Annotated in this window: 14 protein-coding genes; 4 read left to right on the top strand and 10 right to left on the bottom strand. The window is 69.3% G+C overall.

Going from position 1 to position 17812, the window contains the following annotated elements:
• Positions 1–13 precede the first annotated feature (13 nt).
• From OG975_RS15040 to OG975_RS15005, 8 genes are all read right to left on the bottom strand, one after another.
• A complete protein-coding gene (locus OG975_RS15040) occupies positions 14–1714 on the bottom strand; it encodes an aminotransferase class I/II-fold pyridoxal phosphate-dependent enzyme (RefSeq protein ID WP_406329648.1) in 1701 nt (566 codons plus the stop codon).
• Between the two features lie 216 nt (positions 1715–1930).
• Positions 1931–3079 carry an aldose epimerase family protein gene (locus tag OG975_RS15035; protein ID WP_406329647.1) on the bottom strand — a complete coding sequence of 383 codons (1149 nt, stop codon included), beginning with the start codon at positions 3077–3079 and terminating at the stop codon, positions 1931–1933.
• Between the two features lie 57 nt (positions 3080–3136).
• The gene (gene mmsB / locus OG975_RS15030) at positions 3137–4381 is read right to left on the bottom strand and encodes a multiple monosaccharide ABC transporter permease (protein ID WP_406329646.1); all 1245 of its coding nucleotides are present in this window, start codon (positions 4379–4381) and stop codon (positions 3137–3139) included.
• Positions 4378–5928 (bottom strand): multiple monosaccharide ABC transporter ATP-binding protein, encoded by a 1551-nt coding sequence (gene mmsA, locus OG975_RS15025; RefSeq protein ID WP_406329645.1) that lies wholly within the window; start codon positions 5926–5928, stop codon positions 4378–4380. Before mmsA ends, mmsB begins: the two co-directional genes overlap by 4 nt.
• 32 nt (positions 5929–5960) lie before the next feature.
• A complete protein-coding gene (chvE, locus tag OG975_RS15020) occupies positions 5961–7079 on the bottom strand; it encodes a multiple monosaccharide ABC transporter substrate-binding protein (RefSeq protein WP_406336274.1) in 1119 nt (372 codons plus the stop codon).
• A 135-nt stretch (positions 7080–7214) separates the two neighbouring features.
• Positions 7215–8216: a hypothetical protein gene (locus OG975_RS15015; RefSeq protein ID WP_406329644.1), complete on the bottom strand. Its 1002-nt coding sequence runs from the start codon at positions 8214–8216 to the stop codon at positions 7215–7217.
• An 84-nt stretch (positions 8217–8300) separates the two neighbouring features.
• Positions 8301–9305, bottom strand: a complete 1005-nt coding sequence (locus OG975_RS15010; RefSeq protein ID WP_406329643.1) for a zinc-binding dehydrogenase — start codon at positions 9303–9305, stop codon at positions 8301–8303.
• The gene (locus OG975_RS15005; protein WP_406329642.1) at positions 9302–10459 is read right to left on the bottom strand and encodes a mandelate racemase/muconate lactonizing enzyme family protein; all 1158 of its coding nucleotides are present in this window, start codon (positions 10457–10459) and stop codon (positions 9302–9304) included. The genes OG975_RS15010 and OG975_RS15005 overlap by 4 nt, the downstream gene beginning before the upstream one ends.
• Before the next feature lie 254 nt (positions 10460–10713).
• Here OG975_RS15005 and OG975_RS15000 point away from each other — a divergent pair, with 254 nt between their 5' ends.
• Entirely contained in the window at positions 10714–11493 is a 780-nt protein-coding gene (locus OG975_RS15000) for a hypothetical protein (RefSeq protein WP_406329641.1), read from the top strand.
• 204 nt (positions 11494–11697) lie between these two features.
• On the top strand, positions 11698–12921 hold the full coding sequence (locus OG975_RS14995; RefSeq protein WP_406336273.1) for a lanthionine synthetase LanC family protein: 1224 nt from the start codon (positions 11698–11700) through the stop codon (positions 12919–12921).
• 10 nt (positions 12922–12931) lie between these two features.
• On the opposite strand, the gene OG975_RS14990 is transcribed toward OG975_RS14995, so the two are convergent.
• The gene (locus OG975_RS14990) at positions 12932–13381 is read right to left on the bottom strand and encodes a MarR family winged helix-turn-helix transcriptional regulator (protein ID WP_406329640.1); all 450 of its coding nucleotides are present in this window, start codon (positions 13379–13381) and stop codon (positions 12932–12934) included.
• A gap of 153 nt (positions 13382–13534) precedes the next feature.
• Here OG975_RS14990 and OG975_RS14985 point away from each other — a divergent pair, with 153 nt between their 5' ends.
• Positions 13535–14557 (top strand): NADP-dependent oxidoreductase, encoded by a 1023-nt coding sequence (locus tag OG975_RS14985; RefSeq protein ID WP_406329639.1) that lies wholly within the window; start codon positions 13535–13537, stop codon positions 14555–14557.
• Between the two features lie 182 nt (positions 14558–14739).
• Complete coding sequence (locus OG975_RS14980) at positions 14740–15159, top strand: organic hydroperoxide resistance protein (protein ID WP_327428424.1); 420 nt, start codon at positions 14740–14742, stop codon at positions 15157–15159.
• Positions 15160–15245: 86 nt separating this feature from the next.
• Here the strand turns inward: OG975_RS14980 and OG975_RS14975 are convergent, their stop codons facing one another.
• Entirely contained in the window at positions 15246–17771 is a 2526-nt protein-coding gene (locus OG975_RS14975) for a M14 family zinc carboxypeptidase (RefSeq protein WP_406329638.1), read from the bottom strand.
• Positions 17772–17812: the final 41 nt, after the last annotated feature.

The following is a 17812-nucleotide window of genomic DNA, read 5'->3' as shown; positions in this document are numbered from 1 at the left end:
GTACCGAGCCTGCCTAGCCCGCCTGGCCGTACAGCATGGCGCCCACGGCCGGCCAGCCGGTCGGCTGCTGGGGCTGCGGCTGCGGTTCCGGCTGGGTACGGCCTCGGACCTGGGCCGCCGTCAGGCCTCCGGCGGCGCCCAGCCCGGCGGCAGGCGCCTGCGCCATACCGGGCATGGCCCCGGGCGGTGCCTGTGCCGGTGGCCGTGCCTGTGTCGGTGCCGGTGCGGGCATGGCTCCGGGTGCCTGTGCCGCGGCAGGCCAGGCGGTGGGCTGCGGGGTGGGGAAGTTCGACACCCCCGCGGGCTGCGCGAGCGGGAAGTTCGACATCGCCGCGGGCTGGGGCGTGGGGAAGTTCGACACCGCCGCCGGCTGCGGGGCCGGCAGGCTCGGCATCTGTGAGGGCATCTGTGAGGGCAACTGCGAGGGCATCTGTGCGGGCATCTGCGCGGGCTGTACCGCGGCCGGGCCCGGCCACGCGGCCGCCTGCGCGGCGAGCCCCTGCATGCCCGCTCCGTTCGTGGCACTGACCAGGCGGTCCACCGCCGCCGTACCCGAGCTGTAGCTGGTCCCTGTGCCCAGCTCGGGTACGGCGGCTCCCCTCCTGGTCCCGTAGAGCACCTGTTCCAGGCCGGACACCAGGCGACGCACATCCACCTGGGGGCGCACCACGAGTCTCAGGAAGCGGCTGGACGAACCGATCTTGTTGCCGCACTCGCGGACCAGGATCCGGTGCTCGGTGAGCAGTCGGTCCCGGACCACGGTGCCTTCGGCGCCCACGGGGAGGCGCACGAAGAGGAAGTTGCCCTGGGACGGGTAGACCGTCAGGCCGGGCAGCGCGGAGAGCTGGCGGGCCATGTCGAGCCGGTCGCGGCGGACCATGTGCAGGCTCTCCATGTACTCGGCGCCGTGCTCCTTGAGCATGAACACCACGGTCTCCGCAAAGGAGTTGAGGTTCCACTTGGGCAGCATCGAGCGGACCTTGCCGGCCAGGGCCGGGTTGGCGACGAGATAGCCGAAGCGGATGCCGTGCAGTCCGAAGTTCTTGCCGAGGCTGCGCAGCACGATGACGTTGGGCCGCATCACGGCGTCCTCGACGACACTCGGTTCGCTCTCCGCGTCGGCGAACTCCAGGAACGACTCGTCGATGACGATCAGGTCCAGGTCCGCCATCGCGTCCATGAACTGGATGAGCGACTGGCGCGGGATGAAGCCGCCGTCGGGGTTGTTCGGGTTGCAGATGACGGCGACACGGGTGCCGCGGGAGCGGATGAACTGGGCGTACTGGGCGAGGTCGAGGGCGAAGCCGGTGGACTCCTGGAGCGGGAACATGTCGACCCGCTTGCCGGTCTCCAGCGGCTGGTCGGTCCAGCGGCCGAACGTGGGGACGGGTATCGCGAGGGACTCCCGGACCAGCAAGTGGTCGATCCAGGTGATGAGTTCGGTGGAACCGTTGCCCATCGCGACGCACTGCGGCGGGAGTTGGAGCAGCGAGCACAGCTCGGCCGTGATGGTGTCGGCGCTGCTCGGGTAGTACGTGATGATCTCGCGCAGCCGGCCCGCCAGTTCGTCGAACATCGCGGGCGTGGGGAAGTACGGATTGCAGGGGATGCAGAAGTCCACGGGACCGGCCCCGTCACCCTCCCGCGTCAGCGCGGCCATCGAGGGGCTGTGCGCCGCAGTGCCGCGAAAGAGCGAGGTGACATTGCCGGCCATGGAACCTCCGTATAGGGCGGGCCCGCTGGGGAGGACGGGCCCTCCGTCTTTGGGTGGCCCGTGCGGGGGAGCACGGGCCGCCCTTCTATACGGATACGGAGGTGGCGCTGTTCAACGCCTGTGAATTCGTGCGGAAATTGTGAACCCGCTGTGAAGTCGGTTCACGCGAGCCCGGGTTCACGGCTCGTTCACGCACGCCGGTTCACGTACGCCGGTTCACGCGCCGAACGAGTGCACCGTCGTCGTCCGGTACGTCTGCCCCGGCCGGAGCACGGTCGACGGGAACGACGGCTTGTTCGGCGAGTCCGGGAAGTGCTGGGTCTCCAGGCACAGCGCGTCGCCCTGGCGGTAGATGTGACCGCCGGTTCCGACGAGCGTGCCGTCCAGGAAGTTGCCCGAGTAGAACTGCAGGCCCGGCTCGGTCGTCGCGATCTTCAGGGTGCGGCCGGAGCGGGGGTCCCGGAGGGTCGCGACGTGCTCGGGCTTGCCCGTGATGCCCTTGTCGAGGACCCAGTTGTGGTCGATGCCCTTGCCGTACAGCAGCTGCTGGTTGGCGATCCGGATGTCCTCACCGACCGTCTTGGTGTGGCGGAAGTCGAAGGGGGTGCCCGCGACCTTGGCCAGCTCACCGGTGGGGATCAGGCCGGAGTCGACGGGGGTGTAGCGGGCCGCGGCGATCTTCAGCTCGTGGTCGTAGATCGAGCCGCTGCCCTCGCCCGCCAGGTTCCAGTAGACGTGGCTGGTGAGGTTGACGACGGTGGCCTTGTCGGTGGTGGCCTCGTAGTCGAGGCGCCAGTCGCCGTGCTTGGTGAGGGTGTAGGTGACCTTCACCTTGAGCGTTCCGGGGTAGCCCATCTCGCCGTCGATGCTCGTGTAGTACAGGTACAGGCCCACGTCGGAGCCCTTGGTGAAGCCCTCGATGTCCCACACGTGCTTGTCGAAGCCCTTGACCCCGCCGTGCAGGCTGTTCACACCGTCGTTGACGGAGAGCTGGTAGCTCGTGCCGTCGAGGGTGAACTGGCCCTTGCCGATGCGGTTTCCGTACCGGCCGATCAGTGCGCCGAAGTACGGGGTCTTGGCGACGTAGTCCTCGATGTTGTCGAAGCCCAGGGAGACGTTCTTGTACTTGCCGTGCCGGTCGGGGATCTCCAGGGACTGGACGATGCCGCCGTAGGACAGGACCTTGAGCTTCGTGCCGCCGTTCTCCAGCGACCAGCGGTAGATCTTCGTGCCGTCCGCGAGCTTCCCGAAGAGCTCCTTCACCGGCTTCCTGCCTCCCGAGGCGTGTGCCGTACCGCCGAGCGTGGTGGCGGCTATCCCTGCCGCCGCGGCGCCTGCGATGACCGTGCGTCTGTTCAGTTCCATCTAGCGGCTCCCATAAAGGATGGGCCCCGCCGGCTTGCCGGCGGGGCCCGAGCTGACTTACGAACCGACCTTGCGCTTGTTCCACACGTCGAAGCCGACCGCCGCCAGGAGCACCAGGCCCTTGATGACCTGCTGCCAGTCGGTGCCGATGCCGACGAGGTTCATGCCGTTGTTCAGCACGCCCAGGACGAGACCACCGATGATCGCGCCGAGGACCGTGCCCACGCCGCCGCTCATCGACGCGCCGCCGATGAACGAGGCCGCGATCGCTTCCAGTTCGAAGTTCAGACCGGCCTTGGGCGAGGCCGCGTTGAAGCGGGCGGCGAAGACCAGACCCGCCAGGGCCGCGAGCATGCCCATGTTCAGGAAGACCAGGAAGGTGACCTTCTTGTCCTTCACACCCGACAGCTTGGCCGCCGGGAGGTTGCCACCGATCGCGTAGATGTGCCGTCCGATGACCGCGTTGCGCATCAGATAGCCGAAGCCGGCGACCAGGACGCCAAGGATCAGCAGGACCACCGGAGCACCCTTGTAGCTGGCGAGCAGCATGGTGACGGTGAGCACGGCGGCGATCAGCGCGACGAGCTTCAGGAGGAAGAGGTTCCTGGGCAGGATGTCGAGCGAGAACTCCTGCTGCCGCTTGCGGTCGCGGACCTCCTGGAACACCACGAACGCGATCAGACCGATGCCGAGCAGCAGTGTGAGGTTGTGGTAGTTCGTGTTCGGACCGACCTCGGGCAGGAAGCCGTTGGCGACCTTCTGCAGACCGTCCGGGAACGGGCCGATCGTCTGGCCCTTGAGGAAGATCTCGGTCAGACCGCGGAAGGTCAGCATGCCCGCCAGGGTCACGATGAACGACGGTATGCCGAGATACGCGATGAGGAAGCCCTGCGCGGCGCCCGCGGCCCCGCCGATGGCCAGACACATCACCAGCGCGATCGGCCAGGAGATGTCGTGGTTGACCATCAGTACGGCGCCCATCGCGCCCACGAACGCCGTCAGCGAGCCGACCGACAGGTCGATGTGGCCCGCGATGATGACGAGCATCATGCCGATCGCGAGGATCAGGATGTAGCTGTTCTGCAGCACCAGGTTGGAGACGTTGCGCGGCAGCAGCAGGTCGCCGTTGGTCCACACGGCGAACAGCACCACGATCAGGCCGAGGGCGAACAGCATGCCGTACTGCCGCATGTTGCGGCGCATGCCGTCCAGCATCAGCTGGAGCAGGCCCTCGCCCGAGGCCGTTCCGCTCTTGCCGGGCGGTGCCGGGGCCGGCGTCTTGGCGGTCACATCCGTGCTCATCGCGTTACCTCTTTGTCCTTCGTCATCTGACGCATCAGCGTTTCCTGCGAGGCCTCCGCCCGCGAGAACTCACCCGTCAGCCGTCCCGCGGCCATCGTGTAGATGCGGTCGCACATACCGAGCAGCTCCGGCAGCTCGGAGGAGATGAAGACGACCGCCTTGCCCTCGGCCGCCAGCTTGTCGATGACCGTGTAGATCTCGAACTTGGCGCCCACGTCGATCCCGCGGGTCGGCTCGTCGAGGATCAGCACCTCGGGGCCCGCGAAGATCCACTTGCTGAGGACGACCTTCTGCTGGTTGCCGCCCGACAGCTTGCCCACCGGCTCGAAGACGGTCGGCGCCTTGATGTTCATGGACTTGCGGAAGCCCTCGGAGACCTTCCGCTCCTCGTGCTCGTCGACGACCCCGCGCCTGGCGACCTTGCCCAGGGCACTGAGCGAGATGTTGCGGTTGATGGTGTCGATGAGGTTGAGGCCGTAGTGCTTGCGGTCCTCGGTGACGTACGCGATCCCGTGTCCGACCGCCTCGGGCACGGACTTCGTACGGATCTCCTTGCCGTCCCTGAGCACCGTGCCGCCCGCGTACCGGCCGTAGGTGCGCCCGAAGACGCTCATCGCCAGTTCGGTGCGGCCGGCGCCCATGAGTCCCGCGATCCCGACGATCTCCCCGCGCCGCACGGAAATTGACACATCGTCAACGACCTTGCGCTGCTGGTCGATCGGGTGGAACACGGTCCAGTCGCGGATCTCCAGGGCGGGCGCGGAGCCCGCCTCCGGCTCGTGCGGTGTCCGGTCCGGGAAGCGGTGTTCCAGGTCGCGGCCGACCATGCCGCTGATGATCCGGTCCTCGGTGGTCTCCGGGGCCTTCACGTCGAGCGTCTCGATGGTCCGCCCGTCGCGCAGGATGGTCACCGAGTCCGCGACCCGCTCGATCTCGTTCAGCTTGTGCGAGATGATGATCGAGGTGATGCCCTGGGTCTTCAACTCCAGGATGAGATCGAGGAGTTTGCCGCTGTCCTCGTCGTTCAGGGCGGCCGTCGGCTCATCCAGGATGAGCAGCTTCACCTTCTTCGACAGCGCCTTGGCGATCTCGACGAGCTGCTGCTTGCCCACGCCGATGTCGGCGACCCGGGTGTTCGGGTTCTCGTCGAGCCCGACCCGCCGCAGCAGCTCGGAGGCGTGCCGCAGCGTGTCGGTCCAGCTGATGAGCCCGCGCGTGGCGTGCTCGTTGCCGAGGAAGATGTTCTCCGCGATGGAGAGGTAGGGCACCAGGGCCAGCTCCTGGTGGATGATCACGATGCCGTGGTGCTCACTGGCCCTGATGTCCTTGAACGAGCAGACCTCCGACTCGAAGAGGATGTCTCCTTCGTAACTTCCGTGCGGGTGGACGCCGGAGAGGACCTTCATGAGGGTCGACTTACCGGCGCCGTTCTCACCGCAGATGGCGTGGACCTCGCCCTGTTGGACGGTCAGAGTGACGTCCGACAGCGCCTTGACGCCGGGAAAGGTCTTGACGATCGAGCGCATTTCCAGGACGGGTCCCGCCATGGTCGTGCCTTCCAATCAGTAGGGGGCGGCGGTTACTTGAGGTCGCTGTCCTTGTAGTAGCCCGTGGCGACGAGCTCCTTCTCGTAGTTCGTCTTGTCGACGCTCACCGGCTGCAGCAGGTAGGCGGGGACGACCTTGGTGCCGTTGTCGTACGTCTTGTCGTCGTTGATCTCGGGCTTCTTGCCCTTGAGGGCCGCGTCGACCATGTTCGAGGCCACCTTCGCCAGCTGGCGGGTGTCCTTGTAGACGGTCATCGTCTGCTCGTCGGCGATGATCGACTTCACCGAGGCGAGCTCGGCGTCCTGACCGGTGACGATGGGCAGCGGCTTGCTGGAGGAGCCGTAGTCGTCCGACTTCAGCGAGGAGAGGATGCCGATGGAGATGCCGTCGTAGGGCGAGAGCACCGCGTCGACCCGGGCGCTCTTGTACGCCGAGGTCAGGATGTCGTCCATGCGCTTCTGGGCGGTGCCGCCGTCCCAGCGCAGGGTGGTGACCTGGTTCAGCGCGGTCTGGCCGGACTTGACGACGAGCTGCTTCTTGTCGATGTACGGCTGGAGGACCTTCATCGCGCCGCCGAAGAAGTACTTCGTGTTGTTGTCATCGTTCGAGCCGGCGAAGAGCTCGATGTTGAACGGGCCCTTCTTGGAGCCGTCCGCGAGACCGAGCTTCTGCAGGATGTAGTTGCCCTGGAGCTCGCCGACCTTCGAGTTGTCGAACGACGCGTAGTAGTCGACGTTCTTGCTGCCGAGGATCAGGCGGTCGTAGGAGATCACCGGGATGTTGGCGTCGGCGGCCTGCTGGAGCACGTTGTTCATCGACTTGTTGTCGATGGCCGCGATGATCAGGGCCTTCACACCCTGGGTGATCATGTTCTCGATCTGCGAGACCTGCTGGTCCGGGTCGTCCTCGCCGAAGGCCAGCTTGGTCTTGTAGCCCTTCGCCTCAAGGTTCTTGACCACGTTGTTGCCGTCGCCGATCCAGCGCTCGGAGGACTTGGTCGGCATCGAGATGCCGATCGTGGCGCCCTTGGTGTCCTTGCTGGTGTCCTTGCTGCCGCCGTCGCTGCTCTGGCCGCAGGCGGACAGGGTGAGGGCGAGGGAGGCTGCACCGGCTATGGCGGCGAGGGCGGCTCTGCGGTTACGCATGATCATCATCCTTGATGTCTTGGACCGGTTCGGTCTCGCGATACGGGATGCTCCGGGAGCGGTACGAGGGAGAGACCGACAAGAGGTGTGTGGGATTGTGCGCGGCTGTGCGGTCTTGTGTGAAGGGGGTTTGTTCGAACGTTATGAGGGAGTGTCGAATCGCTTGAGATCGCCGGGCAGCCGGGTGCCGAGCGGCGCCATGTCGCCGTCCGCTCCGTGCCGCGCCAGCAGGTCCAGGGCGAGCCGGCCGCGCCGCACCCTCTCCCGGGCCGTGTTGAGGGTCAGGTCCCGCATGTGGTGGCCGTACGGGTAGATCCCAGGGGCCTTGGACAGGCCGAACTTCAGATAGAGCGGTGCGCCGCGCCGGATCAGCTCGGCGACCTCGTACATCCGCACGTACCCGCCGAGGTCGTCGGGGGCCTCGATGTACATGTCCATGGGGGCGGCGGAAACCCGCCGGATCTCGGTGAGGTGATCGAGCGTCAGATCACTCGGTACGTTGACCGAGTCGGCGCCGAGGTTCTCGTACACGGCGTAGGCGGCCGGGTTGACCGGGCCGATCAGCGCCGAGACCTTGAGGGTCGTGTCGGCCGGGATGATCCCGGCGACACGGGCCCGGTGCAGCGTCCACAGCACGCCCTCGTCGGCGACGAGCAGGCACTTGACGCCCAGCTCCGTCGCGCGGACGGCGTCTTCGACGCACCCGGCGACCGCGTCGTGCCCGCGGGCGCGCAGTCCGGCGCCGCGCGAGTCGGTGCGCACGGAGGCGCCGATGTCCCAGGTGCCGCGCGGCCCGGTGAACAGGCAGAGTTCGATGTCGCGTTCACCGGTGGCCTCGACCATCTCGGTGATCTCGGCGTCGGTCAGCATCCAGACGCCGCTGCCCTGGCTTATCCGGTGGATCGGCACATCGAGCCGCGAGGACTCCTTGAGGACCACGCCCAGCGCCTCGGGCCCCTCGACGGAGGGAACCTCGATGCGCCAGCGGCCGCCTCCCGGGAAGGTGTGCGGCGAGGCGTCGGCGGGGGAGAGGTCGGGCGCGCCCAGGCCGAGCGCGGCGAGCGCCTGCTCACCGGGTCGACGGGCTGCCGTAGGGGAGGCGTCGGTCACTAGCTGGTCCTTCGCGTTCGATATTTCGGACATGGTTCGTATCGGTGGGTGTACGCCGGTACGGAGTGTCAGGACTTCCGTACCGGCGTACGGCTCAGGGGCGCGGACGTACCCGGCTCATGGGCGCAGAAGGACCTTTCCGACCTTGGGATCGCCGGACCCCACCAGCTCGATGGCCTCGGGGAACCCGGCGAGCGGCAGCTCGTGCGTGACCAGCGGCAACGGGTTCAGCAACCCCGCGCCGAACACCCGCACCGTGTGCGCCCAGGCCTCCGGCGGCGCCCCGAACACGGTGTGCACCTCCAGCTGCCGTACGACGAGATCGGTGGGGTCGAGCCCCTCGGCACCCGCCGCCGGGATCCCCGTCAGGACGAGGCGTCCGCCGCGCCGGAGCAGGGAGGCGGAGGTGCGCGCGGCGGACGCGGACCCGGCGGTCTCGATGACGACGTCGAAGTCGTCGGGGAGCTCCTGGTCGCGCGTACGGAAGTCGGTGGCGCCGAAGTCCCTGGAGAGCTTCTCGCGGTCCGGCCGGGTGCCCACCACGAGCAGCTCGGCCGGGGAGCCCGCCTTCAGGAACTGCACGGCGAACATCCCGAGCGTGCCGGTACCGACCACCGCCACCCGCTCGCCCGGCCGGGCGTTCGCCTTGAGCGCGGCGGCCGCGATGCAGGCGGCCGGCTCCAGCAGGGCGGCGGCCGTCAGATCGGCGTCGTCCGGCAGGACATGGAGCAGCCGGGCCGGCAGCGTCAGCGTGGTCGCCATCGCACCCGGCTGGGTGAACCCGGTCTCCTCGTACCCCGCCGTGCACAACGTTGTCTCGCCCGCGTGGCAGCGGTCGCAGACCTGGCAGTTGCGGAAGCCCTCGCCGACGACCTTGCGGCCGACCAGGGTCGACGGGACCCCGGCGCCCACCTCCTCGACCGTCCCGGACCACTCGTGCCCGGGGGTGAGCGGGTAACGGACGTACCCGTCCGGCCGGTTGCCTTGGTACACCTCGCGGTCGCTGCCGCAGATACCGACGGCGTGGACGCGTACGAGCGCCTCGCCCGCCTCCGGCCGCCGGGGCTCGTGCGGGGTCAGCCGGTGCTCGCCCGGCGCCTCGATGACGACCGCGGTGCTCACTGCGACCCCTTCGGCTTGCGCTGCTCCCAGCCGTCCGCCCACAGGTCGAAGCGGGCCTGCTGCTGCGGGAACTCGGCCGCCGCGTCGACGTCCAGCTCCACGCCGAGCCCGGGCTCGTGGGACAGCTGGAAGTAGCCGTCGACGACCTGCGGCGCGCCCTTCACGACCTTCTTGATGTCCGCGTCCGCGAAGTCGTTGAAGTGCTCCAGGATCTTGAAGTTCGGCGAGCTGAAGCCGACCTGGAGGGAGGCCGCGGTGAGGACCGGCCCGCCCACGTTGTGCGGGGCGACGAGCACGTAGTGCGCCTCGGCGGTGGCGGCCAGCTTCCTGGTCTCCCAGATGCCGCCGATGTGACCGACGTCGGGCTGGATGATGTCGACCGCCTGGCTCTCGAAGAGCTCGCGGAACTCGACGCGGTCGTGGATGCGCTCACCGGTGGCGACCGGGATGTCGACCTTGGCGGCGACCTTCTCCAGCGCCTTCAGGTTCTCCGGCGGCACCGGCTCCTCCAGCCAGGCGGGCTTGAAGGGCGCCAGCTCGCGGGCGAGCCGGACGGCGGTGGAGGGGGAGAAGCGGCCGTGCATCTCCAGCATCAGCTCGGCCTCGGGACCGATCGCGTCGCGCACGGCCTCGATGAGCGAGACGGAGTAGAGGGTCGCCTCGTGGTCGAGCTCGAAGTGCCCGGTCCCGAAGGGGTCGATCTTGAGGGCCTTGTAGCCGCGGGCGACGACCTCCTGGGCGGCCTTGTGATAGGCCTCCGGGGTCCGCTCGGTGGTGTACCACCCGTTGGCGTAGGCCTTGACCTTGTCGGTGACCTTGCCGCCGAGCAGCTGCCACACCGGCACTCCGAGGGCCTTGCCCTTGATGTCCCAGCAGGCCATCTCGATGACCGCGATGCCGGACATCACGATCTCACCGGCGCGCCCGTAGTCGCCGTACTTCATCCGTCGGAAGAGGTCCTCGACAGCGAATGGGTCGGACCCGAGAATGTGATTGGCCTCCGCCTCCCGCAGATAGCCGATCAGTGCGTCGGTGTGGCCCAGCATGCGGGTCTCGCCGACTCCGGTGATGCCCTCGTCGGTGTGCACCTGGACGTACGTCAGGTTCCGCCAAGGCGTCCCGACCACGTGTGTGCTGATTCCCGTGATGCGCACGGCAGTTGCCCCCTGTGCTCTTCGGCTCTGTTCGAAATTTCGTCACACGTTCGAAATGCTGGCGTGACAGTAAGGACGTGGCCCCTGGAGTGTCAATGGGTCGAACACATAACGGTTTCGACGCGATGGGCGCAGGATGGCGGGGAATGTTCGGGGGTGTCTCAACTCGGCACGCCGGAACGGCCAGTTCACTACACAACATTCACAGCTGTGCCTATGAACGTTACCTGTGAGGAACTTAGTCTTCCCGCGTCATGGACTACTGCGACCCGTGCCGACGGCACCTCAATGGCGCCCTTGCCTGCCCGGGGTGCGGCGCACCAGCCGAAGAGCTCCGCACGCATGCGGAGGACACCGACGCACGCTCCGAAACGGACGCGGCCGACGCCTTGTACGACGAGGACGACGACGGGGAGGACCGTCCCGGGCGGGCCGCCCGGCGGCGGAGCCAGGGCCGGGGCCGGCCCCGCGGAAGGGGCGCCGAGGACCTGGCCGGCCCGGAGAACCCGGACGCTCCGGGTGGCGCGAGCCGACGCGACCGCAAGGCCGCGGCACACCGCCGCCGACGGCGCCGGACACTGCTCATCGTCGCGGGCTTCGTCCTGGCGGCGGGCGGACTGAGCCTCGCCGAGCTCGGCATCGACGGACCCGGGCTGCTCCCGACGCCGGCCGCGGAGGCCGGCGCCAAGTCGGCCGACGGTTCGACGTCCTCGGACAAGGGTGAGACGGCGCAGCCGCTCAGCGACACGGCGGGCTCCGACGGCAGCTCGGCCGGCGAATCGCCCGACGCCTCCGCGTCGGCGTCCGACTCCGGGTCGCCGTCCGCGTCCGCCTCGGCCAAGGACAAGAAGAAGACCAAGGACGAGCAGTCGTCCACCGCGGGCACGGCCCCGGGCACCTCCACCTCGGCCCCCGCGTCGACCTCGGCCCCCGAGACCTCGGCACCCGCCACCACGTCTCCGACCACCTCGGCCCCGACCCCGGACCCCTCGCCGTCGGATACGTGCAACCGGTTCCTGTGGTGGTGCACGTAGGCCCTCGCGGGCAACGCCCGATTTGCTGCTGCGCACGGGCCGCACCGTAGGCCCCGAGACCCTCGCGGGCCGACGGTGCCGCATGCCAGGCTTGGCGCCGTGACAGTGGCGGGCACGGGTACGGGCACGGGCGGGGCGGCACCGGACGAGGCGGGACGGGAAGCCGTGGGACCGGATGCAGTTGATCCGGACCAGGTGGAGGCGCTGGCGGCCGACGCCCTGCGCTGGCTCCTCGGGGTCGCGCGGGACGCCGAGGACGGCGGCCTCGCCTGGACCACCAGGCCGTCCGACGACGAGCACAACCCCACGCTCTACAGCGGTACGGCCGGCGTCATTCCGCTACTCCTCGAAGCGCGGCGGCACTTCCACGACGACCGGTACGGCGACGCCGCCCTGCGCGCCGCCCGAAGCCTCGCCGCGGCCGTACCGCACTGGGACAACAGCTCCCTCCACTTCGGCCTGACCGGAATGGCGGTCGCGCTCCGGGCCGTCGACGACACCCTGGGCGACCCGGCCGCCGGTGCCGCCGCGGACCGTGCCCTGGACGTCGTACGCTCCCGGTTCGACGGCACACGCTGGAGCGATCTGTTCGAGCTGATGGGCGGCAACGCCGGCATCGCCCTCGGCGCGCTGGCCGCGGGCGACACCGAACTGGCCCTTCTCGCGGCGGCCCCCTACCTGCGTACGGCCGAAGAGACCCGCGCCGGTGTGCACTGGGAAATACGCAACGGAAGGGAAACGCGGCTCCACCACATCTCCCACGGCACCCTGGGCATCGTCTACGCCCTGACCGCCGTCGGCCGGGCGACCGGCCGCGCGGACCTGGTCGAACTGGCGCGGGCCGGCGCGGCGGACGTGGTGGCCCGCGACGAAGCCGGTCCCGAGGGCTTCCTGGTCCCGCACTCCGACCCGCAGGACCGGCCCGAGCTCATCGAGCGGTACAGCTACGGCTGGTGCCACGGCCCGGCGGGCGACGCCCAGGTGTTCCGCCTGCTCCGGGACTCCCTCGGCGGCCCCGAGTGGGCGGCCCTCGCCGACCGGTGCTGGCACACCGTGACGCACTCGGGCCTGCCGAGGCGTCTGCGGCCGGGCTTCTGGGACAACAACGGCCGCTGCTGCGGGACGGCGGGCGTGCTGGCGCTGGCCTGCGACCGGCTGGTCGAGCTGCCCGCCCAGGACGAGGGCTTCGCCCATGTCCTCGTCGCCGACCTCGCGGCCCGGGCGACGGCCGACGCCGACGGCGCGCGCTGGTCGAACATCGAGCACCGGGCCAACCCGAGCGCGCTCGAACCCCTCACCGGCTGGGCGATGGGCAACGCGGGCATCGCGCGCGAGCTGCTCCGCTTCGTCCGGGTGAGCAGGGGAGAGGACCCGGCGTACGCGTTCACGTGGCCGGACCAGCCGCCCGCCACCCCTTTGGCGCTGTAGAGCCCCCGGCTCAGCCGGTGTACACGTCCGCCCCCAGCATCCGCCGCAGCAGATCCCGCAGTATGAGCCGTTCCTCCTCCGACAGGCCCGCGAGCGGCTCCCGGGCGAAGTTCAGGGAGTCGCGCAGCCCCCGGGCCACCTGTCGGCCCTCGGGGGTCGCGGCGGCCAGCTTCACGCGGCGGTCGGCCGGGTCGGGGCGGCGCTCCACCAGGCCCCGGGCCTCCAGCCGGTCTACGATCCCGGTGACGTTCGACGGCTCGCACTTCAGCTTCTGCGCGAGCCGCCGCATGGGCAGCGGCTCCAGCGACAGCAGGCTCAGCAGCCGCGCCTGCGCACCGGTCAGCGCGTGCTCGGCGGCAGCGTCCTCGTACTCCTCGTGGTAGCGGGCCACGACCGTGCCGATCAGTTCGACGACCTCCATGGTCAGAGGGTCGATTCGGGGTGTCTTTTGCGTGGCCATGGACTCCAGCGTACCGCCTTACTTGACATCATGAAATATTCAGGCGCATGGTTGTTTCAGGTACTGAAGTATTAGGGCCGAAGCATTAGAGCCGAAGCAGTTAGAGCCGTAGTACGCACGCAGCGTGCATGCACGCAGGAAAGGCGCACCCTCATGAGCGAGACCCCCCAGCTCCCCGCCGTCAGCCGCGAATGGCACATCGTCAGCCGCCCGGTCGGCTGGCCCAAGGCGGAGGACTTCGCCCTGGTCGAGGCCGAGGTCCGGCAGCCGGGCGAGGGTGAGGTGCTCGTACGGAACAAGTACGTGTCGGTCGACCCGTACATGCGCGGCCGGATGAGCGCCGCCAAGTCGTACGTCGCGCCCTTCGAGCTCGACAAGGTCATGCAGGGCGGCGCGGTCGGCGAGGTCATCGCCTCGAACGCCGAGGGCATCGAGGCCGGCGACCACATCCTGCACTTCTTCGGCTGGCGCGAGTACGCCGTCGTGGACGCCAAGCAGGCCGTCAAGGTGGACCCGGAGGCCGCGCCGCTGTCGACGTACCTCGGTGTCCTCGGCATGACCGGTCTCACCGCCTACGCCGGGCTCCTGCGCACCGCCTCCTTCAAGGAGGGCGACTCCGTCTTCGTGTCCGGTGCCGCCGGTGCCGTGGGCAGCCAGGTCGGGCAGATCGCCAAGCTCAAGGGCGCCTCGCGCGTCATCGGCTCGGCGGGCTCCGATGAGAAGGTCAAGCTGCTCGTCGAGGAGTACGGCTTCGACGCCGCCTTCAACTACAAGAGCGGCCCGGTGAGCCAGCAGCTGCGCGAGGCCGCCCCCGACGGCGTCGACGTCTACTTCGACAACGTCGGCGGCGACCACCTGGAGGCCGCCATCGGCCAGCTCAACCGGGACGGCCGCATCGCCGTCTGCGGCATGATCTCCGTCTACAACAGCACCGAGCCCGTCCCCGGCCCGAAGAACCTCGCGCGCCTCATCCAGACCCGCGGCCGCATCCAGGGCTTCCTCGTCGGCGACCACTACGACATGCAGCAGCAGTTCGTCCAGGAGGTCGGCGGCTGGGTCCGCTCCGGCGAGCTCAAGTACGCCGAGACGGTCGTCGAGGGCATCGAGAACAACCTGGAGGCGTTCTTCGGCGTCCTGCGCGGCGACAACGTCGGAAAGATGATCGTCAAGCTCTGAGCCCCCGACGATCTCCAGGCGATCTCCAGGCGATCTCCAGGCGATCTCCAGGCGATCTCCAGGCGATCCCGGGTGATCTCCGGGCGGGGCCTGTCGCTGGACTTCCGGCATACGGTAACTTCTTTCCAAAGTCGTCGCGATCGTGGGCGCGAGTCGCGGCGGACCAAGGAGGAACGCACCGTATGTCCATCCAGCAGACCGACGTCCTGTACACCGCCGTCGCCACCGCCGAGAACGGTCGCGACGGCCGGGTCGCCACCGACGACGGCAAGCTCGACGTCGTCGTCAACCCGCCGAAGGAGATGGGCGGCAGCGGCGCCGGCACCAACCCGGAGCAGCTGTTCGCCGCCGGGTACAGCGCCTGCTTCCAGGGTGCCCTCGGCGTCGTGGCCCGCCAGGAGAACGCCGACATCTCCGGTTCGACCGTCACCGCGAAGGTCGGCATAGGCAAGAACGACGACGGCTTCGGGATCATCGTCGAGATCACCGCCGACATCCCGAACGTCGACGCCGCCACCGCCCGCGCGCTCGTCGAGAAGGCCCACCAGGTGTGCCCGTACTCGAAGGCGACCCGCGGCAACATCACCGTGACGCTTGCCTGACCGCATTCGTTGCATACGACAGAGGCCGCACCCTAGGACGTGGGGTGCGGCCTCCGTCGTACGGAGTTCCGCGTACGGAGCCTTGATCAGGATCGGGACACCGTCAGCAAGGCCCGCCCCACCTGCGGGAACTCCCCCTTTGGATGGTCACGGAAGAGCGGTTCCGTGCCGAACAGCACCGCGTGCGGGCCGCTGACGACCGCCGCCTGACCGGCTGCCGCCGTGGGGCCTCCCGTGCCGTCGTCCAGCGGCCGCCAGTGCCCGGAGACGAGCGGATTCCCGGTCGCGTACGACTGCTCGACGCGGACCCCGGGGCCGAGATCGGTGAACCAGACCGGCGCGTACACGAAGCTGTGGTCCGGGGCGCCAACGGTGACAGTCCCCGAATTCACCACCCGCACCACGCCGTTGGCGTCCCCGTTGCCCTCCACCGGCTTCACCGCGAGCAGCCCGGCGGCGACGCCCAGCGCGGCGCCCGTGGCTCCTCGCCCGACCAGACCGTGGGTTGCCAGGAAGGCGTCGAGGGCTGTCCGCGCGGCCGGGGTGAGGGCCGAGTGGTCCAGCCCCGACGACACGAACAGCACATCCACCGTGGACCAGTCGAAGCCCGCGTCGAGGATCGCCGTCGACACCGGAACCACGTCGAAGTTCATCTCGCGCAGAGCGAAGAGCTCACCGGCGGTGACGGCGGCGGCGACGCGCACGCGATGCAGGGCGGTCCCCTGCGAGGCCTTCGTCGCGTCGAAGGCGACGTCGTACGCACGGGCGAGCGCGACCGCCTTCGCACGGGCCGAGGACGGCACGAGCGCGCTGCCGTCGCTGTCCTGACGTACGGAAACTCCTTGCTGGAGAAGGGAGTTCAGTGCCGCGATCTCCTGCGGAGTGTCGAGCTGGAGGCGGAGGTCGCCGCGCGGGGCGACGTATCCGACGTGGGCGGCGGCGTCGACCGCGCGCAGCGGAACGGCGGAAAGACTCCCGCTCTCCACCCGCTCGACCGTCGCGCCCCACAGGCGCCCCAGACTCCAGCCCGAGATGTCGTACATCGTCGACACCTTGCCGCTGATGTCCCGCCCGTCCGCCAACATGACATTGGCCAGCCCGCGTTTGGGCTGACGCAGATCGACGACGTACGAACCCTTCGCGTACGACCGTCCCGCGAGCCGGAAGCCGCCGGTCGCGCGGGTGACGCGTACGTCATTGGCGAGGAGATGGTCCACGAGCCGGCCGGCGGCGGTCGCCGAGCGCTGCCCGGCACCCGCCGGAATCACGTACGCGCGCGGGAAGTCGGTCGTGTAGACGTCCTCGGGGCCGATGCCCGGGACGCCGGGGACCGTCTCGGCGGAGACCGGCACCTGGGCGGCGCCCGTCGCACCGCGCCGGAAGACCTCGATCTGGTCGGCGATGAGCGAAGTCCGGTGGGACTGGGCGAAGTCGAGGGTCGCGCGCATGGCGGCGCCCGCGACATCGACGTTGATGGCCGAGCGGCGCCGCAGCTCGGCCACCGGCAGCGTGTCGTACGCCGAGTTGTTCACCGTCATCGGGATCTCGACGGTGTGCGCGGCGACCGTGCCGTGGAACGCCGCGTACTGGGGCGTGAAGATCGGCGGCCAGTCGTCCCAGCCCTCCTGCTGGTCGCGGAACGGGATCTGGACGGGCTCGACACCGTCCTTCGCGGGCGTGTAGCCGAGGCCGTTGACGGCGGCCTCCATGCCGAGGGCGTTGGCGTACGTGTTCTTGAGGAAGAGGTCGTACTCGTAGTTCTCGCCGTGCGGCGGGGTCGTCGGCTCGATGAGGGTGCCGTTGACATAGCCGTGCAGATCGAGCATTACGGCCGGCTGCTTGTCGATCGCGATCTGCCGCATCGCGCGCACCTCGGGCTGCGAGGCGGTGATGAAGTCACGGTTCAGATCGAAGCCGTTGGCGTTGGTGCGGGTGCCGGCGATACGGCCGTCGGGGTTCGCGGTGATGTTGAAGTAGAGCCGGTTGTGGGCGAGGAGGCCGGCGGTCTTCGCGTCGTGCGCGGTCGCGAGCTGCTGGATCAGCTTGAGGGCGGCGTCCGTGCCCTCCCACTCGTTGCCGTGGATGTTGTTGTTGAAGAAGACGGGCGTCTTGTACGAGGCCTTGATCGCCGTGTCCTTGGCCGCCGCCTGGGGCGCGTTCTCGATGAGCTCGCGCATACGCTCCTGGGCGCGGGTCTGACGGGCGGTCTCCGGGGCGGTGACGGTGACGAGGAAGAGCCGGTGCCCGCCGGCCGAGCGGCCCGCGACCTCGACGCTCACCCGGTCGCCGAGGCCCTGCAGTTCGTTCAGCTTGGGGGCGATGGCGTGGTACGGGGTGAGGCCGAGCTTGATGGACTTGTCGGCGGGGTTCTCCGGGTCCGGGGCGAGGACCTGTTCGCGGGGGTAGCCGCCGGTGCCGGCGGAGAGGTCGGTGACGGGAGCGGCGAGGGCGTTCCGGGCCGCGCTCGCCGGGGCCCTGGCGGCACCGTCGGCCGGGGCGGAGCCCTCACGGACGGGCGGCTTGCGGTCGGCGGTGGCGCTGCTGGGGGCGAGCAGGAGCGAGCCGGTGGTGGCCGCGAGGACGGCGGCGATCAGGACGGGTGGTAAGCGCACGCGTCGTACCTCCTGAGGGAATTCCCTGGGGTCGGTGGTCC

The organism is Streptomyces sp. NBC_00203 (assembly GCF_045206325.1).
GTDB classification, from domain to species: domain Bacteria; phylum Actinomycetota; class Actinomycetes; order Streptomycetales; family Streptomycetaceae; genus Streptomyces; species Streptomyces lutosisoli.
The sequence above is the reverse complement of the archived record's forward strand: the minus strand, read 5'-3'. Positions and strand labels throughout refer to the sequence as shown.